Annotated in this window: 23 protein-coding genes and 1 pseudogene; 17 read left to right on the top strand and 7 right to left on the bottom strand. The window is 71.7% G+C overall.

Annotation, left to right across the window (positions count from 1 at the left end; all coding sequences use genetic code 11):
* Window positions 1–3: 3 nt before the first annotated feature.
* The 3 genes from ACFRFC_RS03250 to ACFRFC_RS03240 form a co-directional block, all read right to left on the bottom strand.
* Window positions 4–993 (bottom strand): hydroxymethylglutaryl-CoA lyase, encoded by a 990-nt coding sequence (locus tag ACFRFC_RS03250; protein ID WP_382681567.1) that lies wholly within the window; start codon window positions 991–993, stop codon window positions 4–6.
* The gene (locus ACFRFC_RS03245; RefSeq protein WP_382682083.1) at window positions 990–2,972 is read right to left on the bottom strand and encodes a biotin carboxylase N-terminal domain-containing protein; all 1,983 of its coding nucleotides are present in this window, start codon (window positions 2,970–2,972) and stop codon (window positions 990–992) included. Before ACFRFC_RS03245 ends, ACFRFC_RS03250 begins: the two co-directional genes overlap by 4 nt.
* A 164-nt stretch (window positions 2,973–3,136) precedes the next feature.
* Window positions 3,137–4,753, bottom strand: coding sequence for a carboxyl transferase domain-containing protein (locus tag ACFRFC_RS03240; RefSeq protein WP_382681569.1), 1,617 nt, complete (start codon window positions 4,751–4,753; stop codon window positions 3,137–3,139).
* 87 nt (window positions 4,754–4,840) lie between these two features.
* Between ACFRFC_RS03240 and ACFRFC_RS03235 the strand changes: the two genes are divergently transcribed.
* Window positions 4,841–5,488 carry a TetR/AcrR family transcriptional regulator gene (locus ACFRFC_RS03235; RefSeq protein ID WP_382681572.1) on the top strand — a complete coding sequence of 216 codons (648 nt, stop codon included), beginning with the start codon at window positions 4,841–4,843 and terminating at the stop codon, window positions 5,486–5,488.
* A 460-nt stretch (window positions 5,489–5,948) separates the two neighbouring features.
* Here ACFRFC_RS03235 and ACFRFC_RS03230 read toward each other — a convergent pair whose 3' ends face one another.
* Window positions 5,949–6,710 carry an IclR family transcriptional regulator gene (locus tag ACFRFC_RS03230; RefSeq protein ID WP_382681575.1) on the bottom strand — a complete coding sequence of 254 codons (762 nt, stop codon included), beginning with the start codon at window positions 6,708–6,710 and terminating at the stop codon, window positions 5,949–5,951.
* A 116-nt stretch (window positions 6,711–6,826) separates the two neighbouring features.
* On the opposite strand from ACFRFC_RS03230, the gene ACFRFC_RS03225 reads away from it, so the two are divergent.
* The 11 genes from ACFRFC_RS03225 (at window position 6,827) to ACFRFC_RS03175 (ending at window position 17,767) form a co-directional block, all read left to right on the top strand.
* Window positions 6,827–8,011, top strand: a complete 1,185-nt coding sequence (locus ACFRFC_RS03225; protein WP_382681578.1) for a 4-hydroxybenzoate 3-monooxygenase — start codon at window positions 6,827–6,829, stop codon at window positions 8,009–8,011.
* Between the two features lie 109 nt (window positions 8,012–8,120).
* On the top strand, window positions 8,121–8,510 hold the full coding sequence (gene ligA / locus ACFRFC_RS03220) for a protocatechuate 4,5-dioxygenase subunit alpha (RefSeq protein ID WP_382681581.1): 390 nt from the start codon (window positions 8,121–8,123) through the stop codon (window positions 8,508–8,510).
* Window positions 8,507–9,382, top strand: a complete 876-nt coding sequence (locus ACFRFC_RS03215; protein WP_382681584.1) for a class III extradiol dioxygenase subunit beta — start codon at window positions 8,507–8,509, stop codon at window positions 9,380–9,382. Before ligA ends, ACFRFC_RS03215 begins: the two co-directional genes overlap by 4 nt.
* A complete protein-coding gene (locus ACFRFC_RS03210; RefSeq protein ID WP_382681587.1) occupies window positions 9,382–10,347 on the top strand; it encodes a Gfo/Idh/MocA family oxidoreductase in 966 nt (321 codons plus the stop codon). The genes ACFRFC_RS03215 and ACFRFC_RS03210 overlap by 1 nt, the downstream gene beginning before the upstream one ends.
* A gap of 152 nt (window positions 10,348–10,499) precedes the next feature.
* A complete protein-coding gene (locus ACFRFC_RS03205) occupies window positions 10,500–11,783 on the top strand; it encodes a PrpF domain-containing protein (protein WP_382681590.1) in 1,284 nt (427 codons plus the stop codon).
* A complete protein-coding gene (locus ACFRFC_RS03200) occupies window positions 11,780–12,823 on the top strand; it encodes an amidohydrolase family protein (protein ID WP_382681593.1) in 1,044 nt (347 codons plus the stop codon). The genes ACFRFC_RS03205 and ACFRFC_RS03200 overlap by 4 nt, the downstream gene beginning before the upstream one ends.
* A gap of 21 nt (window positions 12,824–12,844) precedes the next feature.
* Window positions 12,845–13,528, top strand: coding sequence for a 4-carboxy-4-hydroxy-2-oxoadipate aldolase/oxaloacetate decarboxylase (gene ligK, locus ACFRFC_RS03195; protein WP_382681596.1), 684 nt, complete (start codon window positions 12,845–12,847; stop codon window positions 13,526–13,528).
* A 128-nt stretch (window positions 13,529–13,656) separates the two neighbouring features.
* A complete protein-coding gene (locus ACFRFC_RS03190; RefSeq protein ID WP_382681598.1) occupies window positions 13,657–14,616 on the top strand; it encodes an amidohydrolase family protein in 960 nt (319 codons plus the stop codon).
* 73 nt (window positions 14,617–14,689) lie between these two features.
* The gene (locus tag ACFRFC_RS03185; RefSeq protein WP_382681600.1) at window positions 14,690–15,847 is read left to right on the top strand and encodes an acyl-CoA dehydrogenase family protein; all 1,158 of its coding nucleotides are present in this window, start codon (window positions 14,690–14,692) and stop codon (window positions 15,845–15,847) included.
* 22 nt (window positions 15,848–15,869) lie between these two features.
* On the top strand, window positions 15,870–16,745 hold the full coding sequence (locus tag ACFRFC_RS03180) for an acyl-CoA thioesterase (RefSeq protein ID WP_382681602.1): 876 nt from the start codon (window positions 15,870–15,872) through the stop codon (window positions 16,743–16,745).
* 11 nt (window positions 16,746–16,756) lie between these two features.
* Window positions 16,757–17,767, top strand: coding sequence for a cation diffusion facilitator family transporter (locus tag ACFRFC_RS03175; RefSeq protein ID WP_382681604.1), 1,011 nt, complete (start codon window positions 16,757–16,759; stop codon window positions 17,765–17,767).
* 173 nt (window positions 17,768–17,940) lie between these two features.
* Here ACFRFC_RS03175 and ACFRFC_RS03170 read toward each other — a convergent pair whose 3' ends face one another.
* Window positions 17,941–18,735: a phosphatase gene (locus ACFRFC_RS03170; protein ID WP_382681606.1), complete on the bottom strand. Its 795-nt coding sequence runs from the start codon at window positions 18,733–18,735 to the stop codon at window positions 17,941–17,943.
* A gap of 210 nt (window positions 18,736–18,945) precedes the next feature.
* Here ACFRFC_RS03170 and speB point away from each other — a divergent pair.
* Window positions 18,946–19,911: pseudogene (speB, locus tag ACFRFC_RS03165) on the top strand (agmatinase); the annotation flags it as partial.
* Window positions 19,912–20,042: 131 nt separating this feature from the next.
* Window positions 20,043–21,728, top strand: a complete 1,686-nt coding sequence (locus ACFRFC_RS03160; protein WP_382681609.1) for a thiamine pyrophosphate-binding protein — start codon at window positions 20,043–20,045, stop codon at window positions 21,726–21,728.
* Here ACFRFC_RS03160 and ACFRFC_RS03155 read toward each other — a convergent pair.
* A complete protein-coding gene (locus tag ACFRFC_RS03155) occupies window positions 21,712–22,158 on the bottom strand; it encodes an ATP-binding protein (RefSeq protein WP_382681611.1) in 447 nt (148 codons plus the stop codon). The genes ACFRFC_RS03160 and ACFRFC_RS03155 overlap by 17 nt on opposite strands.
* A 199-nt stretch (window positions 22,159–22,357) precedes the next feature.
* Here ACFRFC_RS03155 and ACFRFC_RS03150 point away from each other — a divergent pair, with 199 nt between their 5' ends.
* Both ACFRFC_RS03150 and ACFRFC_RS03145 read left to right on the top strand, forming a co-directional pair.
* Complete coding sequence (locus ACFRFC_RS03150; RefSeq protein WP_382681613.1) at window positions 22,358–23,116, top strand: GntR family transcriptional regulator; 759 nt, start codon at window positions 22,358–22,360, stop codon at window positions 23,114–23,116.
* A 76-nt stretch (window positions 23,117–23,192) separates the two neighbouring features.
* Complete coding sequence (locus tag ACFRFC_RS03145) at window positions 23,193–23,552, top strand: hypothetical protein (RefSeq protein ID WP_382681615.1); 360 nt, start codon at window positions 23,193–23,195, stop codon at window positions 23,550–23,552.
* A gap of 91 nt (window positions 23,553–23,643) precedes the next feature.
* Here ACFRFC_RS03145 and ACFRFC_RS03140 read toward each other — a convergent pair whose 3' ends face one another.
* Window positions 23,644–24,447: an endonuclease I family protein gene (locus ACFRFC_RS03140; protein WP_382681618.1), complete on the bottom strand. Its 804-nt coding sequence runs from the start codon at window positions 24,445–24,447 to the stop codon at window positions 23,644–23,646.
* A gap of 203 nt (window positions 24,448–24,650) precedes the next feature.
* Between ACFRFC_RS03140 and ACFRFC_RS03135 the strand changes: the two genes are divergently transcribed.
* Complete coding sequence (locus ACFRFC_RS03135; protein WP_382681622.1) at window positions 24,651–25,493, top strand: serine hydrolase; 843 nt, start codon at window positions 24,651–24,653, stop codon at window positions 25,491–25,493.
* Window positions 25,494–25,515: the final 22 nt, after the last annotated feature.

Genomic DNA, 25,515 nt, shown 5'->3' with positions numbered 1-25,515 from the left:
GGCTCATTGCTCCTGCTGGTCCGGGGCCCGGTCTTCGTGGGACAGGGCTCTGACGGTGCGGGACGGGCTGGGGCGGCCCAGTTGCCCGGCCATCCACACGCTGGTGGCGGTGAGGCGGCCGAGATCGACCCCGGTCTCGATGCCGAGGCCGCGCAGCATCCACACGAGATCCTCGGTGGCGAGATTGCCGGTGGCGGACCTGGCGTACGGGCAGCCGCCGAGGCCGCCCGCGGAGGCGTCGACGGTGGAGACGCCGTGCTGGAGGGCGGCCAGGGTGTTGGCGAGGGCCTGGCCGTAGGTGTCGTGGAAGTGCACGCCGATCGCGGAGGTCGGCACGCCCTCCTCATTGAGCTGGGCCAGCAGATCCTGGACATGGGCCGGGGTGGCCACCCCGATGGTGTCGCCGAGGCTCAGTTCGTCGCAGCCCATGTCGAGCAGGGCCCTGGCGACCCGGACCACCTGGTGGAGGGGGACCGGACCTTCCCAGGGGTCGCCGAAGCACATGGAGAGATAGCCGCGGACGTGCACCTTGCCGTCATGGCCGTGGCTCGTGTCCTTGGCGCGGCGGACCACCGGCTCGAACATGGCGAGCGCCTCGTCCACCGTGCGGTTGAGGTTGGCCCGTGCGAAGGACTCGGTGGCGCTGGCGAACACGGCGACCCGGCGGGCGCCGAGGGCCAGCGCCCGGTCCAGGCCGCGCCCGTTGGGCACCAGCACCGGCAGCTCCACCCCGGGCAGGTCGCCGAGGAGGGGGAAGAGCCGCTCGGCGTCCGCCAATTGGGGGACCCACTCGGGGTGGACGAAGCTGGTCGCCTCGATGGTGGTGAGTCCCGCGTCGGCCAGGCGGTGGACGAACTCCGCCTTGATCTCGGTCGGGACGGTCACTTTCTCGTTCTGAAGGCCGTCGCGGGGGCCCACCTCATGGATACGGACCCGGGCGGGGAGGTCGGGGGCGGGGACGACCATGGGGAGGCCGGGTTCGGGGGTGGTCATGAGGTTGCCTCTCCACTGGCGGGAGGCCGCTCGCTCGCCTCCGGCTCGATCACCGCCAGCACCTGGTCCATCGCCACGGTCGCCCCCGGTGTCACCTCCAGCTCGGTGACCGTCCCCGCGTGCGGTGCGGAGATCACGTGCTCCATCTTCATCGCCTCCACCACCAGCAGACTCTGACCGGCGCTCACCGGGTCCCCGACGGCGACCTTCACCACCGTCACCGTGCCCGGCATCGGGGCGGTCAGCGAGTCGGCGCCGGAGCGGGCGGCGCCGGTCAGCGACGCGGCGACGGGGTCGTGGTCCCGTACGTGCCAGGCGTCGCCGTCGCGGCCCAGCCAGTCGCCCGCGCGCGTGAAGGTGTGCCGGACGCCGTCGAGGGTCACCGACACCCGGTCGCCGGTGACGGTGTGCGCGCCGCGCGGGACGTACGTCAGCGGCTCGCGCACCTTCAGCGGGAAGCCGATCGGCCGGGGCTCCCCGCCGAGCCGCCAGCCGCTGGGCACCGAGAAGGGGTCGGTCCAGCCGGCCGGGTCCGGGGCGGGCCGCAGCGCGTCCAGCCGTACGGCCGCCGCCGCCTCGTACACCTCCTCGGGTACGTCCTCGGGGATCAGCGTCTGCGCCTCCCGCTCCACCAGCCCGGTGTCCAGGTCGCCCGCCACCACCGCCGGATGGGCCAGCAGCCGCCGCAGGAATCCGGCGTTGGTCGGCACACCCAGGGTGACGGTGCCGGCGAGGGCGGCCCGGAGCCTGCGCAGGGCGCTCGCCCGGTCGGGGCCGTACGCGATCACCTTGGACAGCATCGGGTCGTACAGGCTGCCCACCTCGGTGCCCTCGCTCAGCCCGGAGTCGGTGCGGATGCCGTCGCCCTCGGGCTCGCGCAGCAGCAGGACCGTGCCGCCGGAGGGGAGGAAACCGCGGGCGGGGTCCTCGGCGCAGATCCGGGCCTCGATCGCGTGCCCGGTGAGCGTGATGTCGTCCTGGGCGCAGGGCAGCGGCTCCCCGGCGGCGATCCGGAGCTGCCACTCCACCAGGTCGAGGCCGGTGACCAGCTCGGTGACCGGGTGTTCCACCTGGAGGCGGGTGTTCATCTCCATGAAGTGGTACGCCGATACGGCGGGCTCGGCGGAGGTCCCCCCGGCCGCTCCCGGGGCGCCGCCGGGGACGATGAACTCGACCGTGCCCGCGCCCACGTACCCGCACGAGCGGGCCGCCTGGACCGCGGCCTCGCCCATCGCCGCGCGGGTCGCCTCGTCCAGCAGGACGCTCGGCGCCTCCTCGATGACCTTCTGGTGGCGGCGCTGGAGGGAGCATTCGCGCTCGCCCAGATGGATGACATGGCCGTGGGCGTCGGCCAGCACCTGGATCTCGATGTGCCGGGGGCGGTCGATCCACCGCTCGACCAGCAGCGTGTCATCACCGAAGGAGGCGGCGGCCTCACGGCGGGCGGCGGCGATCTCCTCGTCCAGCACGGCCAGGTCCCGCACCAGCCGCATGCCCTTGCCGCCGCCGCCCGCGCTGGGCTTGAGCAGCACGGGTGCGCCCAGCGCGCGGGCGGCCTCGGCGAGGTCCGGGTCGCGGCCCCCGGGCACGACCGGCACCCCGGCCGCGCTCACCGTCTCCTTGGCGCGGATCTTGTCGCCCATGAGGGCGATCGCGTCGGCGGGCGGGCCGATGAACACCAGCCCCGCCTTCGCGCACGCGCGGGCGAAGGCGGCGTTCTCGGCGAGGAAGCCGTAGCCGGGGTGGACCGCCTGGGCGCCGGTGCGCGCGGCGGCCTCAAGGATGCGCTCGGCCGACAGATAGCTCTCGCTCGCGGGCGCCGGACCGATCCGTACCGCCGTGTCGGCCTCGCGCACATGCCGGGCGTCGGCGTCGGCGTCGGAGAACACGGCGACCGAGCGCACGCCCAGGGCGCGCAGCGTACGGATGACCCGGACGGCGATCTCACCGCGGTTGGCTACCAGGACGGTGTCGAACATCGCGCCGGACGGGGTGCCGGATGGAGTGCCGGATGGGGCGACCACGGACCTGGCGCCGGATGAGGCGTCGGCCGGGGTGTCGGCGGGCCTGGCGCCGGATGAGGCGTCGGCCGGGCCTCCGGGCATCGTGCCGGGCATGGTGTCGGGCATTTCCTTGAGTCCCCTCACATCCGGAAGACGCCGAACTGGGGGTCACCCAGGGGCGCGTTGGCGCACGCGGTCAGGGCCAGGCCCAGTACCTGGCGGGTCTGGAGCGGGTCGATGACGCCGTCGTCCCAGAGCCGGGCGGTCGCGTAGTAGGCATTCCCCTGATGCTCGTACTGCGCGCGGATCGGCGCCTTGAACGCGTCCTCGTCCCCGGTGGCCCAGGATTCGCCCCGGCCCTCGATCTGATCCCGCTTGACCGTGGCGAGCACGGAGGCGGCCTGCTCGCCGCCCATCACGGAGATCTTGGCGCCGGGCCACATCCACAGAAAGCGCGGCGAGTAGGCCCGCCCGCACATCGAGTAGTTCCCCGCGCCGTACGACCCGCCGACCACGACCGTCAGCTTCGGTACGCGGGTGGTGGCGACGGCGGTGACCATCTTCGCCCCGTGCTTGGCGATGCCCCCGGCCTCGTAGGCCCTGCCGACCATGAAGCCCGAGATGTTCTGGAGGAACACCAGGGGGATGCCGCGCTGGTCGCACAGCTCGATGAAGTGGGCGCCCTTCTGGGCGGACTCGGAGAACAGGATGCCGTTGTTCGCGACGATGCCGACGGGGTGGCCGTGGATCCGGGCGAAGCCGGTGACCAGGGTCTGCCCGAACTCGGCCTTGAACTCGGCGAAGCGCGAGCCGTCGACGGTCCGGGCGATGATCTCGCGGACGTCGTAGGGGGTGCGGGGGTCGGCGGGCACCGCCCCGTACAGCCCGTACGGGTCGACCTTCGGCTCGATGACCGGCGCCACCTGCCAGGGCAGCGGCCCGCGCGCGGGCACCGTGGCGACGATGTCCCGCACGATCCGCAGCGCGTGGGCGTCGTCCTCGGCGAGATGGTCGGTGACCCCCGACACGCGCGCGTGCACCTCCCCGCCGCCCAGCTCCTCGGCGGTCACGACCTCGCCCGTGGCGGCCTTCACCAGCGGGGGTCCGCCTAGGAAGATCGTGCCCTGACCTCGGACGATGACGGCCTCGTCGCTCATCGCGGGCACATAGGCGCCCCCGGCCGTGCACGACCCCATGACGGCGGCGATCTGCGGGATCCCGGCGGCGGACATCCGGGCCTGGTTGAAGAAGATCCGCCCGAAGTGGTCCCGGTCCGGGAAGACCTCGTCCTGCATCGGCAGGAAGGCGCCGCCGGAGTCCACGAGGTAGACGCAGGGGAGGCGGTTGTCGAGAGCCACCTCCTGCGCGCGCAGATGCTTCTTCACGGTCATCGGGTAGTACGTGCCGCCCTTGACGGTGGCGTCATTGGCGACGATCACGCACTCGCGCCCGCTGACCCGCCCGATCCCGGCGATCACCCCCGCCGCCGGGGCCTGTCCCTCGTACATCCCCTCGGCGGCCAGCGGGGCCAGCTCCAGGAAGGGCGAACCGGGGTCCAGGAGGGTGTCGACCCGGTCGCGCGGCAGCAGCTTGCCCCGCGCGGTGTGCCGGGCGCGCGCCTTCTCGCCGCCGCCGAGTCGCGCGGTGGCGAGCCTGCTGTGCAGCTCGTCCACCAGCGCGCGCTGCGCCGCCTCGTTGGCGCGGAACGCCGCCGACGCGGGGTCTGCCGCGCTCGACAGCTCCGGTGCCTGATCCATCCCGCGAGCCCCCTCACTTTGTTAATGAGCGTTAACGCATTTCCTCCAGGTTAACGACCGCTAACCTTCCTGTCTAGAATTGCCGTCATGGCCATCAGAACCGACGCCCTCACCCGCCGCGAGCAGATCCTCAAGGAGGCTGCCCGGCTGTTCGCCGAACGAGGCTTCCATGGCGTGGGCGTGGACGAGATAGGCGCGGCCGTCGGCATCAGCGGCCCCGGCCTCTACCGGCACTTCCCCGGCAAGGACGCGATGCTCGCCGAGCTGCTGGTGGGGATCAGTGGCCGGCTCCTGACCGGCGCGAAGCGCCGCCTGACGGAGGCGGGTCAGGAGTGCCCGCCGGGTGACGTCCTGGACTCGCTCATCGAGGGCCATATCGATTTCGCCCTGGACGACCGTCCCCTGATCACCCTCCACGACCGCGAGCTGGACCGCCTGCGCGACAGCGACCGCAAGCTGGTGCGGCAGCTTCAGCGGCAGTACGTCGAGCTGTGGGTGACGGTGGTCCGCGAGCTGTACCCGTCCCTGCCGGAGCCGTCGGCCCGCTCGGCGGTGCATTCCGTCTTCGGCCTTCTGAACTCCACGCCCCATTTCGGCCGCCGGGGGTCCCTGCCGGGGCGGGGGGCCATGGCGGAGCTGCTGCATCGGATGGCGACGGGGGCGTTCGCGGCGGCGGGGGAGCGGGGGGAGGGGGACGGGGAGGACGGGGGTGAGGGTGAGGGCTGTTTCGGGTGAGGTGTGGCTTGGGTGAGGTGTGGTTTCGGCTCTCCGGTGGGCGGTCGGGAGGTGCGGGGGTGGCTGTGGGGGGCGTTCCGGTGGGGTGGGGGATCGGTTGAGCGGGGGCGTTCCGGCGACGTAGACGTAGGGGATCAGCTGGGCGGTGCGTTAGCCGCGGGGCGGTGGTGGGCTGGTCGCGCAGTTCCCCGCGCCCCTGGGGGGTTAGGGGTACCCGCGATGGGGGGCTGGGCGGGGTCGGCTGTGCGGGCCTTCCGGGGGCCGGTCCGCTGCGGGGGCCGGCGCGTGTGGGCCGGCCGGTGGGTTGGGCCCGGCGGGGGTCGGCCGGGCGGGATCGGCCCGGCGGGGTCGGGTCGGCGGAGGTCTGCCCGGCGGAGGATGGTCCGGGGATTTGCCCGGCAGGGCTCCCGCAGGGCTCCGCAGGGCTCCGGCACGGCCCGGGCACGGCCCCGACCGGGGCTCAGCGTGGGCGGGGGAGTGGTGCTCCCAGGGCGCGGGAGATGCCTCGGGCCGCCGTGACGACGGCCGGGGCGAGGGCGCGGGCGGTGCCGTCGCGGGACGGGACGATGATCGACAGCGCCGCGACCACCGTATTGTCCGCGCCCCGGATCGGGGCCGCCACCGACGCGGAGACCAGCTCGAACTGCCGGTCGCTGAGGGCGAAGCCGTCCCGGTGGATGGCCGCGAGTTCCCGGCGCAGCTGAGCGGGGTCCACCACGCTGTACTCCGTGTAGGGCCGCAGCGGACCGTCGAGCACCTCGTTGATCAGCTCGGTCCCGGCGTGCGCCAGCAGGACCCGGCCGACGCCGGTCACATGCAGCGGGAGCCGGGTGCCCGGACGGGCGACGATCCGGGTGGCGTGATGGCTGAACAGCCGCTCGACGTACACGACCTCCTTGCCGTCGAGGATGGCCACCTGCACGTTCTGATGGGTCGCCTCGTACAGATCCTCCAGGAACGGCAGGGCCGCCTCGCGCAGGCTCTTGCTGCGCGGGGCCAGCGCGCCCACCTCCCACAGATGCAGCCCGATCGAGTACCGCCCGGACTCGTCGCGCTCCAGCGCGCCCCAGCGGGTCAGCTCCCGGATCTGGCGGTGGGTGGAGGAGACCGGCCGGTCGAGCCGCCGCGCGATCTCGGACAAGGTCAGCGCCGGAGTGTCCGCGGTGAAGCAGTCCAGCACGTCCAGCGCCCGCCGGGTGCTGGTCAGCCTGTCGATGGTCATCACCCGGGCTCCCACCTCGACCGCAAAGTTTTCCTCAGGGTGGAAATCGTAGCCCCGGCGTCGGCCGTGGCGGCGAAGCTGCCCGCACCAGCCGCGAAACGGGATCGGAGGCCGACATGCGGACTCAGGTGGGGATCATCGGCGCCGGCCCCGCGGGGCTGCTGCTGTCGCATCTGCTCTCCTTGCAGGGGATCGACTCGGTGGTACTGGAGGTCAGGGACCGGGACTACGTCGAGCACCGGGTGCGTGCCGGGGTGCTCGAACACGGCACCGTCCAGACCCTTCGTGAGGCCGGGGTGGCCGATCGCCTGGACGCCGAGGGACTGGTCCACGAAGGGCTGAACATCCGCTTCGGCGCCCGTACCCACCGGTTGGACCTGCACGACCTGACCGGACGCGGGGTCACCGTCTACGGCCAGCAGGAAGTGGTGAAGGACCTCATCGCCGCCCGGCTGGAGGCCGGGGGCGATGTCCGGTTCGGCGCGGCCGACGTGACCGTGCACGACATCGACGGGCCCCGGCCGCGGATCACCTTCGTCCAGGACGGGAACCCCGACGAGGTCCGGTGCGACTTCGTCGTCGGCGCCGACGGCTTTCACGGCATCTGCCGCGGCCTGATAGCCGGGCGCACCGAGTTCGAGCGGAGCTATCCCTACGCCTGGCTGGGCATCCTGGCCCGCACACCGCCCTCGTGCCCCGAGGTCATCTACGCCCGGCACCCCCACGGTTTCGCGCTGCACAGCATGCGTTCCCCCCAGGTCACCCGGCTCTATCTCCAGGTCGCCCCGGACGAGGACCTGGCCGCCTGGCCGGACGACCGGGTCTGGGCCGAGCTTCAGGTCAGGCTCGGCGATGACGAGGGGTTCACGCTGAGCGAGGGCCCGGTGCTGGACAAGAACATCACGCCGATGCGCAGTTTCGTGACCACCCCGATGCAGCGCGAGCGGCTGTTCCTGGTCGGGGACGCCGCCCACATCGTCCCGCCCACGGGCGCCAAGGGGATGAACCTCGCCGTGGCCGACGTCCGGCTGCTCGCCCACGCCCTGGGCGGCCACTACGCCGCCGGGCGCGCGGATCTGCTGGCCGGTTACACCGAGGCCGCCTCGCGGCGGGTCTGGCGGGCCACCCACTTCTCCTGGTGGATGACCTCGATGCTGCACAAGTCCCCCGACGGCGACCCCTTCGACGACCGGCTCGCCGAGACCCAGCTGGACTGGGTCGCCTCTTCCCGGTCGATGGCCACCGCGCTGGCCGAGAACTACACCGGGCTGCCCTATGAACAGGGCTGGTCCTACCGATAGCGCGGGTCCGCCCGGGACGGGGGTCCGCTCCGCGACCGGGTCCGCCCGCGGACCGGGCCCGGTTCATTCGACTACGAGTTCGACTTCGACGCCAGGGGAGTGAGGGAAGATGCAGGAACGAGACGCGCTGAACGACATTCCGGGCACCACCGTGTTCACCGGGGAACAGACCCGCAAGGGCTATGCCCTCAACCAGTTCTGCATGAGCCTGACCCGGAGCGAGAACCGTGCCCGGTTCAAGGCCGACGAAAGCGCCTACCTCGACGAGTGGCCCTTGACCGAGGCCCAGAAGCGGGCGGTGCTCGCCCGTGACTGGAACGCCGCCATCGCCGAGGGCGGGAACATCTACTTCCTCGGCAAGATCCTCGGCACCGACGGGACGTCCTTCCGGGAGGCCGCCAGCGCCATGACCGGAATCCCCCTCGACGAGTACGCCGCCATCATGCTCGCCGGCGGCCGGTCGCCGGACGGCCTGCGCTCCCGTACCGAAGGGCGATGACCATGGCACGGATCACCGCGGGTATCAGCACCAGCCATGTCCCCGCCATCGGCGCGGCCATCGATCACGGCGACACCGGACAGGACTACTGGAAGCCGCTGTTCCAGGGCTACGAGTGGACCCGGACCTGGCTCGACCGGAACCGGCCGGATGTCGTCGTCCTCGTCTACAACGACCACGCCTCGGCCTTCTCCCTGGAGACCATCCCCACCTTCGCCCTCGGCTGCGCGGCCACCTTCGAGCCCGCCGACGAGGGATTCGGGCCGCGTCCGGTGCCGACCGTGCAGGGTCATCCCGAACTCGCCTGGCATCTCGCGGAGTCGCTGATCCTGGACGAGTTCGACCTCACCATCATGAACCGGCTGGATGTCGACCACGGTCTGACGGTCCCGCTGTCGCTGATGTTCGGCAGCCCCGACGCCTGGCCGGTGCGGGTCATCCCGCTCGCCGTGAACGTCATCCAGTATCCGCCGCCGACGGGAAACCGCTGCTGGACGCTGGGCGAGGCGATCGGCAGGGCGGTCCGGGCGTACGACGAGGATCTCGATGTCCAGATCTGGGGCACCGGCGGGATGAGCCACCAGCTCCAGGGGCCCCGCGCCGGACTGATCAACACCCCGTTCGACACCGCCTTCCTGGACCGGCTGACCTCCGATCCGCAGGCGCTGCGGCACATCCCGCACCTCGAATATCTGCGGGACGCCGGTTCCGAGGGGATCGAGCTGGTCATGTGGCTGATCATGCGCGGCGCGCTGGGCGCCGACGTCAGGGAACTCCACCGCCACTACCACGTCCCGGCGTCCAACACCGCCGTGGGCCACATCGTCCTTGAGGCACAGGAAGCCGCGGCGACACCGGAGGGATCGAGCTGATGCCAGGAACCACACCGCCCACCCGGATCGCGCTCGTCGGCGCCGGTGCCTTCGGCATCAAGCACCTGGACGCGCTGGCCGCGATCGAGGACGCCGAACTGGCCGCCGTCGTCACCCCGGACCGCTCACAGGCGGACGCCCTCGCCACCCGCTACGGGGCGGCATCGGCCGCGACGGACCTCGCGGAGGTGCTGAAGCGGGACGACATCGACGCGGTCGTCCTGTGCACCCCCACGCCCCTGCACGCCGAGCAGGCCATCGCGGTCATGCGTGCCGGGAAGGACGTCGAGGTGGAGATCCCGCTGGCGGACAGCTGGGCGGACGCCGAGGCCGTCGCCGAGACCCAGCGCGACACCGGCCGGATCTGCATGGTCGGCCACACCCGCCGGTTCAACCCCTCCCACCGCTGGATACGGCAGCGGATCGCGGCCGGCGGGCTCCGGTTGCAGCACCTTGAGGTGCAGACCCACTTCCTGCGCCGCAGCAACCTCAACGCCCTGAACCAGCCCCGCACCTGGACCGACCATCTGCTGTGGCACCACGCCGCGCACACCGTCGACCTGCTGCGGTTCCAGACCGGCGAGGACATCGTCACCGCCCACGCGATCCAGGGGCCGCCCCATCCCGAGCTGGGCATCGCGATGGACATGTCCATCCAGCTGCTCACCGAGGGCGGCACCGTCTGCACCCTCTCCCTGAGCTTCAACAACGACGGCCCCTTCGGCAGCGTCTTCCGCTACATCGGGGACACCGGGACCTATATCGCCCGCTACGACGACCTGGTCACGGGCCGGGACGAGCCGGTCGACCTGTCGGGCACCGGCTGTCCCGCCAACGGGATCGAGGGCCAGGACCGCGCCTTCATCGCCGCCGTCCGTGCCGGGCGCGAGCCCGAGTCCGGCCTGGCCGCGGTGCTCGACAGCTACCGGGTACTGGCCCGGCTGGAGCGGCAGCTCAGCGGCTGAGCGCCGGGCCGGGGCGGGCCGGGGCGGGGCTCGGCACCGCCGCGTTGCCCAGACATCCGTCGACATCTATCGACATTCATAGATATCCATCGACATTCGGGAAGACCCCCATCGACATCCAGGTCGGTGACTACTCCACCGGTGAGGCCACCATGCAGCATCTTCCGCGGAGGCACGGCGACCAGATCGCGATCCCGTGCTGGTTCATGCGCGGCGGCACCTCGCGCGGCCCGTTCTTCCGCAGCGCCGATCTGCCCGCGGACCGGGCGGCCCGGGACGCCGTGCTGCTCGCCGCGCTGGGCTCGCCCGATCCCCGGCAGATCGACGGTCTGGGCGGGGCGCACCCGCTGACCAGCAAGGCCGGCATCGTCGGCCCGGGTACCCGCCCCGGCGTCGACCTGGAGTTCGCCTTCGCCCAGCTGCAACCGGACAGCGACCTCGTCGACATGACCCCCAACTGCGGCAACATGCTCGCGGCGGTGGTGCCGTTCGCCGTCGAGTCCGGCCTGCTCGCCCCGCAGGGGGACACCACGACGGCACGCGTGCTCACCCTCAACACCGGACTCGTCGCCGAGATCACCGTCCGAACGCCCCGGGACCCGGACGGGCGGCGCCACGCCGGGTACGCGGGGGACACGCGGATCGACGGTGTGCCCGGTACGGCGGCACCGGTGACGGTCGGCTTCCTGGACACCGCGGGGTCCGTGTGCTCGGGCCTGCTGCCCACCGGCAAGGTGCGCGACCGGGTCACGGTGGCCGGCCTCGGCCCCGTCGACGTCACCTGCATCGACAACGGTCAGCCGGTGGTGATCGTCGCGGCGGCGGCGCTGGGGCGTACGGGGCACGAGTCCGTATCGGACCTCGAAGCCGACGACGTACTGAAGGCGCGCGTGGAGGCGCTGCGGCTGGTCTGCGGTGAGCTGATGGGGCTCGGCGATGTGACCGCGAAGAACTACCCGAAGATGACGCTGGTCGCACCGCCCGCCCGGGGCGGCGTCATCGCCACGCGGAGCTTCGTCCCCCGCGTCTGCCATCGGTCGATCGGCGTCCTCGCGGCGGTCACGGTCGCCACGGCCTGTGTCCTCGACGGCTCGGTCGCCCACGACCTGGCGTCCCTCCCGGGCGGCCTGGACGGCCCCGGAAGCGCCGGTGGCTCCGGAAGCGCCGGTGCGGGGGACGCGTACGGCCCGGATGACGCGTACGGCGTGGACGACGCGCACGGCCCGGACGACGCCTACGGCGGGGACGACGCGCACGGCGTGGACGTCCCGGTGTCCGTCGAGCACCCCGCCGGTGAGTTCACCCTCCGGCTCGGGCTCTCCGGGACGCGTCCGCGCCGGGTCACCCGGTCGGCCCTGGTCCGCACCGCCCGTCTGATCATGGCGGGCGATGTCCTGATACCCGGCCGTGTCCGGTACCCCGAGGAGGCCCGATGATCATCGACTGCCACGGTCACTACACCACCGCGCCGGCCGCGCTCGGCGAGTGGCGCGACCGCCAGATCGCGGCCCTGACCGACCCCGGTGCCGCCACCGACCCGCACCGCGCCCCCGACCCCGCCGAACTGCGCATCGACGACGGTGAACTGCGCCGGAGCATCGAGGACAACCAGCTGCGCATGATGGACGAGCGCGGTATCGACGTCACGGTCTTCTCACCCCGGGCCTCGTTCATGGCGCATCACATCGGCGACTTCCGTACCTCCGCCCAGTGGGCCGAGCTGTGCAACGACCTGTGTCACCGGGTCGCCGGGCTGTTCCCGCAGCGGTTCGTACCGGCGGCCATGCTGCCCCAGTCGCCGGGCGTCGATCCGGCCACCTGTGTGCCCGAGCTGATCCGCTGTGTCGAGGAACTCGGCGCGGTCGCGGTGAATCTCAACCCCGACCCGTCCGGCGGCCACTGGACGGCCCCGCCGCTGACCGACCGCTCGTGGTACCCCCTCTACGAGAAGCTGGTCGAGTACGACGTCCCGGCCATGGTGCATGTGAGCACCAGCGTCAGCCCGGCCTTCCACACCACGGGGGCGCACTATCTGAACGCCGACACCACGGCGTTCATGCAGCTGGTGCAGGGCGATCTGTTCGCCGACTTCCCGGCCCTGCGGCTGATCATCCCGCACGGGGGCGGCGCCGTCCCGTACCACTGGGGCCGCTTCCAGGGGCTGGCCATGGCGCTCGGCAGGCCCCCGCTGGACGAACACCTGCTGGGCAACGTCTTCTTCGACACCTGCGTCTACCACCAGCCCGGCATCGATCTGCTGTGCCGGGTCGTCCCGGCGCGCAACATCCTCTTCGCCTCGGAGATGATCGGCGCCGTCCGCGGCATCGACCCGGGCACCGGCCACCACTTCGACGACACCCGCCGCTATGTCGAGAACACCGGGCTGTCCGCCGCCGACCTGGCCGCCGTCGAGGAGCACAACGCCCGCACCGTCTATCCGCGCCTGGCCGCCCTGCTGCGGCGGCAGGGCCGCTGACCCGGCAGAGAGCAGAGGACCATGTACGAACTGGGTGTCGTCCACCGCACCATCACCCGTGCCTCCCGCACCGATGTCGAGGCGCTCGCCCCGTTCGGGGTGAGCACCGTCCACGAGGCCATGGGCCGCACCGGCCTGATGCGCCCCCGGCTGCGGCCGGTCTACCCCGGCGCCCGGATGTGCGGGCCCGCCGTCACCGTGCTGCTCCAGCCCGGCGACAACTGGATGCTGCACGTCGCCGCCGAGCAGATCCGCCCCGGGGACGTGCTGGTGGCGGCCTGCACCACGGACAACGAGGACGGCTTCTTCGGCGAACTGCTGGCCACCTCGATGCGGGCCCGGGGCTGTACGGGCCTGGTCATCGACGGCGGCTGCCGGGACGTGGCGGAACTGGAGGCGATGGACTTCCCGGTCTTCAGCCGGGCGGTCAGCGCCAAGGGCACGGTCAAGGCCACCCTCGGCTCGGTCAATGTGCCGGTCGTCTGCGCGGGCGCGCTGGTCCGACCCGGCGATGTGGTGCTGGCGGACGGCGACGGTGTGGTCGTGGTACCCGCGGGGCGGGCCGCCGAGGTCGCCGAGGCGGCGGCGCGGCGGGAGGCCGCCGAGGAGGAGAAGCGCAAGCGGTTCGCGGCCGGCGAACTGGGCCTCGACCTCTACGGCATGCGCGAGCCGCTCAGGGCAGCGGGCCTGCGCTACACGGACTGACCCCTGTCGCGCCGTGCCGCTCCGCGGTGTCACCGGTCATCCCGCGTGCGTCGTGGTCGGCGCCCCGCCTTCCGCTCGGCGGCGGTTCCAGCCCCCAGAGACCCGCCCCCCAACCCCAAGGAGCCCCCATGACCGCACCGGCCCCCAAAACCCCCGGCTGGCTGGACTGGTGTCCCGAGCCGTCCGAGCCCCGGTTCGCCCTGCCTCCCGGCACCGTGGACACCCACTGTCATGTCTTCGGACCCCAGGCCGCCTTCCCCTTCGCGCCGGAGCGGAAGTACACGCCCTGCGACGCGAGCAAGGACCAGCTCTTCGCGCTCCACGGTCACTTGGGTGTCAGCCGCGGCGTCATCGTCCAGGCCACCTGCCACGGCGCCGACAACCGTGCCATGACCGATGCCGTGCTGGCCGCCGGCGGACGGGCGCGCGGCATCGCCACCGTGCGGCCCGACGTCACCGACGCCGAGCTGCGCAGGCTCGACGCGGCCGGGGTGCGCGGGGTGCGGTTCAACTTCCTCAAGCGGCTGGTCGACAGCGCGCCCCGGGAGGACCTGACCGCCGTCGCCGAGCGGATCGCCCCCCTCGGCTGGCACATCGTGCTCTACTTCGAGGCCGCCGACCTGCCGGAGCTGGCGGACTTCTTCGGCGCGCTGCCCACGCCGCTGGTGGTGGACCACATGGGCCGCCCGGACGTCACCCGGCCGGTCACCGGCCCCGAGTTCGCCGGCTTTCTGCGCTTCGTCGAGCGCAATGACGTCTGGGTGAAGGTGACGTGCCCCGAGCGGCTCACCGTCACCGGCCCGGCCGCCCGCAAGGGCGAGCGCCACCCGTACGCCGACGTGGTCCCCTTCGGCCGCCGGGCCGTCGAGGAGTTTCCCGACCGGGTGCTGTGGGGCACCGACTGGCCGCACCCCAATCTCACCGACCACATGCCCGACGACGGACTCCTCGTCGATCACATCCCCCGGATCGCCGTCACCCCGGAACTGCGCCACAAGCTCCTCGTCGCGAACCCCATGCGGCTGTACTGGCCCGACGAGCGGCCCCCGGAAAGTGGGTCGCGTGCCACATCCCCCCGTCTGGACTAGGCACCGTACCCGCCGGTAAAGTTAGCTGAGCAAGCGCTTAGACAGCTGGTCCCACCCGGCAGGAGGAGGCGGCGTGCGCCGTACGGTGTTCAACGAGGATCACGAGGCGTTCCGGGAGACCCTGCGCGCCTTCATCGAGGCCGAGGTCGTGCCCGTGTACGACGAGTGGTTCGCCGCCGGCCAGGCGCCGCGGGAGTTCTACCACCAGCTCGCCGAGCTGGGGCTCTTCGGGATCAACGTCCCGGAGGAGTACGGCGGCGCCGGGCTGGAGACCCACAAGTTCGAGGCGATCCAGTACGAGGAGACCGCCCGCGCGGGCGTCAGCTTCGGCGGCTCCGGTGTGCATGTGCTGCTCGCCCTGCCGTACATCAAGTCGCTCGCCACCGACGAGCAGAAGAAGCGGTATCTGCCGAAGTTCGTCAGCGGCGAGGAGATGTGGGCCATCGCGATGACCGAGCCGGGCACCGGCTCCGACCTCGCGGGCATGAAGACCACCGCCAGGCTCTCCGAGGACGGCACGCACTACGTGCTGAACGGATCCAAGACCTTCATCACCGGCGGTGTGCACGCCGAGCGTGTCATCGTCTGCGCCCGCACCGCCCCCGCCACCGCCGAGGACCGGCGGCACGGAATCTCGCTCCTCGCCGTCGACACCACGTCGGACGGGTACTCCATCGGCCGCAAGCTCGACAAGCTGGGCCTGAAGACCTCCGACACCGCCGAGCTGGCCTTCGTCGACGTCAAGGTGCCCGTGGAGGATCTCCTCGGGGAGGAGAACAAGGGCTTCTCCTACCTCGGGGCCAATCTCCCCTCCGAGCGCTGGGGCATCGCCTTCGGCGCCTACGCGCAGGCCAGGGCCGCCGTCCGGTTCGCCAAGAACTACGTCCAGGAGCGGACCGTCTTCGGCAAGCCCGTCGCCCACTTCCAGAACACCAAGTTCGAGCTGGCCGCCTGCCAGGCCGAGGTGGACGCCGCCGAGGCCGTCGCCGACCGGGCCCTCGAAGCGCTCGACGCCGGGGAGCTGACCCCCGCCGAGGCCGCCAGTGCCAAGCTGTTCTGCACCGAGGTCGCCCACCGGGTCATCGACCGCTGCCTCCAGCTGCACGGCGGCTACGGCTATATGAACGAGTACCCGATCGCCCGCCTGTACGCCGACAACCGCGTCAACCGGATCTACGGCGGCACCAGCGAGATCATGAAGACGATCATCGCCAAGGACATGGGCCTGTGATCATGACCCAGGCACGTCAGCCATGAGTGAGGCACGTCAGCCCCTGCTCGATCTCCTCGATCTGCTCGACCTGGAGCGGATCGAGGAGGACATGTTCCGTGGGCGGTCCCGCTCCGCCGTCGTCCCCCGGGTCTTCGGCGGACAGGTCGCCGCGCAGGCGATGGTCGCCGCCGGACGGACCGTCCCCGCCGACCGCCACGCGCACTCCCTGCACGCGTACTTCCTGCGCACCGGGGACCCCGGCGCCCCCATCGTCTACACCGTCGACCGGATGCGCGACGGCCGCTCCTTCACCACCCGCCGGGTCGTCGCCGTCCAGCACGGCCAGCCCGTCTTCGCCCTGTCGGCGTCCTTCCAGACGTACGAGGACGGACTGGACCACCAGATCCCCATGCCGCCCGCGCCCGACCCGGCGGGCCTGCCCACCGCCGGGGAGCGGCTGCGCCACTACGGCCATCTGCACCCCAAGGTCGTGGAGCACATGCTGGAGGCCGGTGAGGCCGTCGATCTGCGGTATGTCGACGAACCGCCGTACGGGCGGTTCGGCGAGCCCCGCGCACCGCACTCCCAGGTCTGGTTCCGCACCAACGGCAAACTCGCCGACGACCCCCTGCTGCACGTCGTCCTCGCGACGTACGTCTCCGACATGACCCTGCTCGACTCGGTCCTGCTCGCGCACGGCCGGGGCGGCTGGGCCGTCGGCGATGTCGTCGGCGCCTCCCTCGACCACGCCATGTGGTTCCACCGCCCGTTCCGCGCCGACGAATGGCTCCTGTACGACCAGGAGTCGCCGTCGGCGTACGCCGGGCGGGGCCTGGGCCAGGCCCGGATCTACACCCAGGACGGACGGCTCGCCGTCTCCGTCATCCAGGAGGGCGTGGTCCGCGTCCCTCGGTGAGACTGGGGGACATGGCCTCACCATCACAGGACGCCGGGGACGCCGGGGACCCGGCTGCGGCACCGGAGAGCGGGGGCGGGGGCGAGAGCGTCGGCACCGTGCTCGTCGCCGCCGCGGCCAACCTCGGGATCGCCGTCGCCAAGGCCGTCGCGGGTGTCATCAGCGGCTCCAGCGCGATGCTCTCGGAGGCCGCGCACTCGGTCGCCGACACCGTCACCGAGCTGATGCTGCTGGTGTCCCTCAAGCGCGGCGGGAAACCGGCCGACGAGGACCATCCCCTCGGTTACGGCGCCGAACGCTACATCTGGGCGCTGCTCGCCGCCGTCGCCACCTTCGTCGGCGGTGCCGTCTTCTCCTTCTACGACGGTATCCACACCCTCGTGCACGGCGAGAAACCCGGCGACCCGCTTATCTCGTACCTCGTCCTGGGCGTCGCCTTCCTCCTGGAGGGCTACTCCCTGCGTACCGGCGTGCGGCAGGCGCGCGGGGAGGCCGCCCGGCTCCGGACGCCCTTCCGCCGCTATCTGCGGCACACCCCCGACACCGCCGTGAAGGCCGTCGTCATGGAGGACACGGCCGCACTGGCCGGCCTGGTGCTCGCCGCCGGTGGTCTGCTCGGCGGGCAGCTCACCGGCTCCGGCGTCTGGGACGGCCTGGCCTCCCTGCTGATCGGCCTGCTCCTGCTCTACGTCGCCTGGGAGCTGGGCCGGTCCAACGCCGAACTCCTCATCGGACGCGCCCTGCCCCGCCCCATGCGTGAGCGGATCCGCGCCGAACTGCTCGCGGTGGAGCACATCGAGGCCGTACTGGAGCTGACCACCCTGGTCCAGGGCCCGCGGCAGGTACTCGTCGCGGCGAAGGTCGACTTCCGGGACGTGGCGAGTGCCGCGCAGATCGAGTGGGCCTGCGAGAGCGCCGAAGCGCGCCTGCGGGAGGCGTTCCCGGGGATCGGGCGGGTGTATCTCGACCCGACACCGGGGTACGGGCAGCGGCGCGAGGAGGGGCTCAGTCCCTGGGAGTGACCGGCGCGGCGGGGTTCCGACCCCGCCAGGGCTCTGGCGCCGTCGGCCGCCGCCCCTTGCGCCGGGTTCCTGAGCAGCGGCCAGGACCCTCACCGGGGGCCTGGCCGCGAGCCGTCACCCTCACCGGGCCCCGGCCCCAACCGTCCGTCCGCCCAAACCTCCGCCAGGCCAGGTCAGGTCAGTCCCGCCTCCGTCAGCAGATACGCCGTCATCGGGTCGTAGTACCGGGGACTGAGCACATGGTCGTCCAGGGGGACCGTCACCTGGACCGTGCCCTCGGCCTCCGCGATGAACAGGGCCGGGTCGTTGCAGTCGGCGTAGCCCACCGACTCGACGCCGTGCCGGCCCGCGTAGCCCGCCCAGCCGTGGTCGGCGACCACCAGGTCGGGCAGCGGGCGCCCCTCGCGCTCCAGCGCGGTCAGGATCGCCTTCATCGGCTCGCCGGAGTGGGTGTGCCAGAGCGTCGCCCCGTGCTCCAGCATCGCCACGTCCGCGAACTGCATCACGTACCCCTCCTCCGTCTGGAGGCCGTCCGGGATGACCACGATCTCGCAGCCCGCGCCGCGCAGCGCGGCGGCCGTCGCTCTGTGCACGTCCAGCAGCCCGCCGGGGTGCCCGGTGGCGAACAGCACCCGCTGCTCGCCCGCCGCCGCCTTGCGCAGCCGTGCGGCCAGCCGGTCCAGAGCGGCCACGGTCAGCTCGGGGTCGATGGTGTCCTGTCCGTGCCGGTACTCGGGGTCGTCGTGGACGCCGACCCGCTCCGCCATCACCGCGAGCACGTCCTGCTCGTCGGTCCAGCGGTCGCCCAGCTCCAGGCCGAGCCAGAAATTGCGGACGCCGTTCGCGAGCTGGCGGTAGTGGGAGAGGTTGTTCTCGCGCGGCGTGGCGACCTCGCCGGCGATGCGGGTCTTGACGAGATGGTCGATGAGCTGGGCGCGGCTGGGTGTCGGTGTCCCGGGTATCGGCATGGCTCCCATTGTGGGCCAGATCCCCGGGTCCGTCCTCGACGTCCCGCCCGCTGGGACATGGGTCACGCGCTCACGCCCGGCGCGGGCGGCCCTCCGGGCGGGCGTCCGGACGGGCGCCCGAGACCGGGTGGGAGCCGGTCCCGACCCACCGGTAACGTCGTCATGGCAGAGAAAAAGTGCTGCAAAGCGCAAGGAAGAAGGCAATTCATCATGAGCGGCATCGAGACGCCCCGCGGCCCCGTCGATTCCTCCCGGATCCCTCGGTACGCCGGGCCCGCGACCTTCGCCCGGCTGCCCCGCCTCGACGAGGTCGGCGGCGCCGGGGTCGCGGTGGTCGGCGTGCCGTTCGACTCGGGTGTCTCGTACCGGCCGGGCGCCCGCTTCGGCGGCAACGCGATCCGTGAGGCGTCCCGGCTGCTGCGCCCGTACAACCCGGCGCAGGACGCCTCTCCCTTCGCGCTGGCGCAGGTCGCGGACGCGGGGGACATCGCGGTGAACCCGTTCGACATCCATGACGCCGTGGAGACGATCGAGGCGGCGGCGGACGACCTGCTCGGCACCGGCGCCCGCCTGATGACTCTGGGCGGTGACCACACCATCGCCCTTCCCCTGCTGCGTGCGGTGGCGAAGCGGCACGGTCCGGTGGCGCTGCTGCACTTCGACGCCCACCTCGACACCTGGGACACCTATTTCGGCGCCGAGTACACGCACGGGACGCCGTTCCGGCGGGCGGTGGAGGAGGGCATCCTGGACACCGCCGCCCTCTCCCACGTCGGCACGCGCGGCCCGCTGTACGGCAAGCAGGACATCACCGACGACGAGAAGATGGGCTTCGGCATCGTCACCTCGGCGGACGTGTACCGCCGGGGCGCCGACGAGGTCGCCGACCAGCTGCGTCAGCGCATCGGCGACCGCCCGCTGTACATCTCCATCGACATCGACTGTCTCGACCCGGCCCACGCGCCCGGCACCGGCACCCCCGAGGCGGGCGGCATGACCTCCCGCGAGCTGCTGGAGATCCTGCGCGGTCTGGCATCGTGCCAGCTGGTGTCCGCCGATGTGGTCGAGGTCGCGCCGGCCTACGACCACGCCGAGATCACATCGGTCGCCGCGTCGCACACGGCGTACGAACTCACCACGATCATGACCCGCCAGATCGCGGCGGCACGTTCCGACGCCATGTCCGAGGCAGGATCCGAGGCACAGTCCCAGGCAAAGCCTCAGGCACAGTCCCCGGCAAACTCCCAGGCAAAGTCCCAGGCAAACTCCCAGGCAAAGTCCCAGGCAATGAAGGGCTCCGAAGCGAAGTGACTCACGACCATGACGTCGTCCTCCGTCCGACGGAGGCACAGACCGCCCGGGCACTGAATCCGCCGCCCGGCCGCAGCGGCGGGGACCTGGTCGTGGAGACCCTGGCCGGGCTCGGCGCGACGACGGTCTTCGGGCTGCCCGGCCAGCACGCGCTGGGCGTGTTCGACGCGCTGCGCCGCAGCGATCTGCGGTACATCGGTCTGCGGGTGGAGAACAACGCGGGCTTCGCGGCGGACGCGTACGGCAGGGTGACGGGGGAGGCGGCGCCGCTCCTGCTGTCGACCGGCCCGGGTGCGCTGACGTCCCTCGCCGCGCTCCAGGAGGCGCGGGCGGCCTCGGCGCCGGTGCTGGCGATCAGCAGCCAGATCCCGACGGCCGGCCTCGGCGGCCCACGCCACGGCTACCTGCACGAACTCCCCGATCAGGCGGCGGCCTTCCGGGGCGTGGTGAAGTCCGTCCACACGGTCCGGGCCGCGTCCCAGATCCCGTCCGCCCTCGCCGAGGCGTGGCGCTCGGCGCTGACCGCCCCGCACGGCCCGGTGTGGGTGGAGATCCCCCAGGACGTCCTTCTCGCAAAAACGCTGCTGCCGGTGGTGACGGGGGTGGACGCGACCCCGGAGGACCTGGTCCCCAGGGTGGAGCTGACGGCGCTCGCGGCGCACCTGCTGTCGTCGGCGGCCCGCCCGGCGATCATCGCGGGCGGCGGAGTCGTACGGGCGGACGCCTCGGGCAAGCTGCGCGCCCTCGCGGAGCTGCTGCGGGCGCCGGTGGTCACCACGTTCGGCGGCAAGGGCGCCTTCCCGTGGGACCACGAGCTGTCCCTCCAGTCCTGGCTGGAGGACCGCCACATGACCGACTTCCTGGAGGACGCGGATGTCCTTCTGGTCATCGGCTCGGGCCTGGGTGAACTCTCCTCGAACTACCACACGCTCAAGCCACGCGGCCGACTGATCCAGATCGAGGCGGACCTCGGCAAACTGGAGTCCAACCACCCGGCCCTGGGCATCCACGCGGACGCCCGGCTCGCGTTGCAGGCGCTGCTGGAGACGGTGGAGCGGCGGGTGGACGACGGCGCGGGGGAGCGAGTGCGGGACGTCCTCTCAAGGATCCGCGACCGCATCGCCGCCCAGGACCTCACGCTGGAACAGGACGTACTGGCGGCCGTCCGCCGCGCCCTGCCCGCCGCCTCCCCGTCCTTCTGGGACATGACGATCCTGACGTACTGGGCGTGGTCCGCCTTCGACGCGAAGTCCCCCAACACCATGCACTCCGCCCAGGGCGCGGGCGGCCTCGGCTACGGCTTCCCGGCCGCCCTGGGCGCGGCGGCGGCCGACCCGACCCGCCCGGTCCTCGCCGTCTCGGGCGACGGCGGCGCCCTGTACTCGATCGCCGAGCTGGCGACCGCGAGACAGTACGACCTGCCGGTGACCTGGCTGATCGTCGACGACGGCGGCTACGGCATCCTGCGCGAGTACATGACGGAGGCGTTCGGCGAGGCCACGGCGACGGAACTGTCCCCACCGGACTTCGTGGCCCTCGCCGAGTCCTTCGGCGTACCGGCCGTCCGGACCACACCGGAGACCCTGGAGACCGACCTGGCGAGGGCACTGGCGACGCCGGGGCCCTCGGTGGTGGTGCTGCCGGCGGTGCTGCGGATGTTCGGGGCTACGCATCTGGGGTGAGGGTGACCTCGGCCCAGGTCGCCTTGCCGATCCCGTACGGGCGGGGGCAGTACCCCCACCGGTCGGCCAGCGCCTCGACAAGGGCGAGTCCCCGACCGTGCTCGTCCTCGACGGTCGCCGCTCTCACCTCGGGGCGGTCGTTGTTCGCGTCGGCGACCTCGACCCGCAGGCGCCCGTCGTACCGGGTGAAGCGAAGTCCGATCTCCCGCCCGGTCGGCACCTGTGCGTGCAGGAGTGCGTTGGTGACCAGCTCCGAGAGCAACAGTTCGGCGACCTGGCTCGCTTCACCGTCGATGTTCCACTCCGTGAGCTGACCGCGCAGCAGAGCACGAGCACGCCCCGCGCTGCGCGGACTGCGCGACAGCCGATGGTGGACCTCGGTCATGCCGGGATCTGCGGAGTGCGATGGGGGTGCGGTACCGGCTGACATGTCGGTCTCCTGGGTGGTCAGCGAGCCATGAGCCTTGCATCTCTAGAGATGTGGCTCTGGAGTAAAGCACCGTGTGGCCAGGCTTGGCTATGCATCTCTAGAGATGTGAGCGAAATTGGCGGTATGGAGTCGCCGTCCGGCTGTGGGGTGTGAAGCCTGGTGCCTAGGATGTCTAGAGATGATCAGAGGAGAGGCTTGGATGAGCGGCCGGGAGCCAGGGCGTCAGCCCAAATACCAGCGGATCGCCGCTGAGCTGCGTGCGGCCGTCGAGGCCGGGACGTACGGGCCCGGTGATCGGCTGCCCGGTGAGAACGACCTCATGGCGGCGCACGGTGTCGCACGGATGACGGCCCGCCAGGCGCTCGGGGTGCTTCAGGCCGAGGGCATCGTGGAAGCGCGCAAGGGTGCCGGTGTCTTCGTGCGGGAGTTCCGCCCCATCCGGCGTCTCGGCGTCGAGCGGCTCGCGCAGGGGCGGTGGGGTGAAGGGCGTTCGGTCTGGGAGGCGGACGTCTCGGGCCGGGAACTGGTGGTCGACTCGGTCGAGGTGGGTGAGGAGGAGGCCGCCGCCGTGATCGCCGGGGTGCTCGATCTGGCGGACGGCGAGCGGGTCTGCGTCCGGCGTCGGCGTTACACGCTCGACGGCAAGCCCGTCCTGCTCGCCGCGTCGTACCTCTCCGCGGATCTCGTCGCGGGCACCCCGATCACCCGGCCGGACACCGGTCCCGGGGGTGTCTACGCCCGCCTCGCGGAGCTGGGCCGCGCCCCCGTCCGGTTCCGGGAGGAGGTCCGCTCCCGGATGCCGACCGGAGACGAGGCGGAGGCGCTGGCCCTCCCGGCGGGAATCCCCGTCATGCTCGTCGTCCGCACCGCCTTCGACGCCGACGGCGCTGCCGTCGAGGTCAATGACATGGTGCTCGACTCGTCCGCCTATGTGCTGGAGTACGGGTTCGGCGCGTGAGGCGGCGTGGCGGCTGTGGTCGCCGGCCGCGCCGATAGCCTCTTCGGGAACGGCCACGACGAATTGCGAGCAGCCAGTGATCCGAGACCTCTACAACGTCCGCACGCGGCCCGCCGTAGGCGGACCCACCCCACTGACGGAGGAGGAGGAGCAACGCGCGCGGGCGGTGTTCTTCAACGATCTCGGCAACGTCATAGCCGAACGGGGCTGGGTCCGGTTCCCCGCGTACTCGCCGGAGGAACGCCGCCGGCTGGTCGATGTCGCGCACCGGCTCAGTGCGCACTGGGGGCAGCAGGTGTTCATCGAGGCCGAAGACCAGTGCGCCATGAGGCTCTATCTCGCCGGGCACGGGCCGCAGTCGGCGCACCCCCCGCAGCCGGCGCACCCCCCGCTGCCGGCGCACCCCCCGCTGCCGGCGCACCCCCCGCTGCCGTAGCGCGTCGCCGCTCGGCGAACCCGCCGCCTCCCCGGAGGCCATCGGCCGCACCCGTCGGCATGGGTGCGGCCGGGGCCTTGTCGCCCGTGTGCTACCAGATCGCCTCGACCCATTCCGGGTGGTCGATGAACGGGTTCCGGTTGCCCTGGTAGTCCGTGTAGATCAGGTCGTTGCGGTTCTCCTCGAACGCGTCCGGCGGGTCCTCTTCGTTCCACTGCTTCAGGACCGACAGGCGGCCGTGGTACGGGACGCTGCCGTTGGTGACGGTGTCGTTGGGCTCCAGGTTCGGCCAGCCGTCGGTGCCCTCGTAGCGGACCGCCATGTAGAGGATCATGCGGGCCACGTCGCCCTTGACGGCGTCGCGCGGTTCGAAGGAGTTCGAGTCGGTGAGGCTGCCGCCGCTGTTGGTGAAGGCGGCGCCGCCGTTGTCGAAGTCCTTGTTGCCGCGGGTGGAGTTGACCTGGACGTCCTCGGGGCGCAGATGGTGCAGGTCGGTGCCCGGTCCGGCCGCGGTGCCGAAGTCGCCGTGGGACTGGGCCCACACGTGCTCGCGGTTCCACTGGCCGGTGAGGCCGCCGTTCGCCGTCTTGGCGCGGGAGATGCCCGAGTAGAGCAGGACCACGTTGTTGCTGTTGCCCGGGTCCTGGTCGGTCACCTTCAGGGCTTCCCAGACGGCCGTGTAGGAGAGCTTGGTCTGCTTGCTGATGATCGTGCTCAGCGAGCTTTTCAGCGCCGTGCCGGTCTTGCCGACGGCGGTGGCGTAGTAGGTGGGGTCATAGGCGGTGGTGGTGGCGGTGGCCGGGGTCGCGGAGAAGGCCGGGAGGGCCAGGGCGACCAGGACGGCCGAGGTGGCGAGGGCCACCGTGCGGCGACGGAGGAGTTGCGTCACGGGCATGGGGTGTCCGTATCTACGCGGGTCAACTAGCGGGCAATCGAGAATGGCATGGACATGAAGACCCCGGGGTGACATTCACGTGTCTGTTCTGTGTCGGGTGTCATCTGTGTCGGGTGTCACTGCCGCGTCCCGGCCGGTAACGGAACGGCTAGCTTTGGCCAGTGCGTACAACCATTCGGGTGAACCCGCGAGTCATCTCGGGCATGACCTTTGGGATATCCAGAAGCGCGAGATGGGTGGCGGGCGGCGTGCTCGTCGCCAGCGTGGCCGCCATCACACCCGCGGCCGCGGCGACCCCGCCGGCCGTCGGCTGCTCCTCCGCCAAGGCCGGGCTCGCCGCCAAGCTGAAGACGGACATCACCGCCGCCCTGGCGGGCCGCAAGGGCACCGTCGCCGTCGGCCTCTACGACCGCACCACCAGCACCACCTGCACCCTGCGTGCCGCCACCGCCTACGACTCGGCCAGCGTCGTCAAGGTCACCGTCCTCGCCGCCCTGCTCTGGGACGCGAAGAAGACCAACCGCTATCTGACCGACCGCGAGAACCAGCTCGCCACGGCCATGATCACCAAGTCCGACAACACCGCCACCTCCACCCTGTGGAAGCAGCTCGGCCCGACGAAGATCAAGGGCTTCCTGGCCGCCGCCAAGATGACCCAGACCAAGCCCGGTGCCAAGGGCTACTGGGGGCTCACCCAGATCACCGTCACCGACGAACAGAAGCTCCTGAAGCTGATCCACGCCAAGAACAGCGTCCTCAGCGACAACTCACGCGCCTATCTGCTCAAGCTCATGGGCAAGGTCGTCTCCTCGCAGCGCTGGGGCACCCCCTACGGCGTCCCCTCCGGCGTCACCGTCGCCGTCAAGAACGGCTGGCTGCAACGCTCCACCCAGGGCTGGCGCGTCCACAGCGTCGGCACCTTCAAGGGCGGCGGCCACGACTACACGATCACCGTGCTCACCCACGGCAACAGCACCATGAACTACGGGATTTCCACCATCCAGGGCGTCGCCAAGGCCATCCACAAGGATCTGGCGGCCAGCTGATCCCGGGCACGGCTCACCTGTA

The organism is Streptomyces sp. NPDC056734 (assembly GCF_042790455.1).
In the GTDB taxonomy this organism is placed as follows: Bacteria; Actinomycetota; Actinomycetes; order Streptomycetales; family Streptomycetaceae; genus Streptomyces.
The sequence above is the reverse complement of the archived record's forward strand: the minus strand, read 5'-3'. Positions and strand labels throughout refer to the sequence as shown.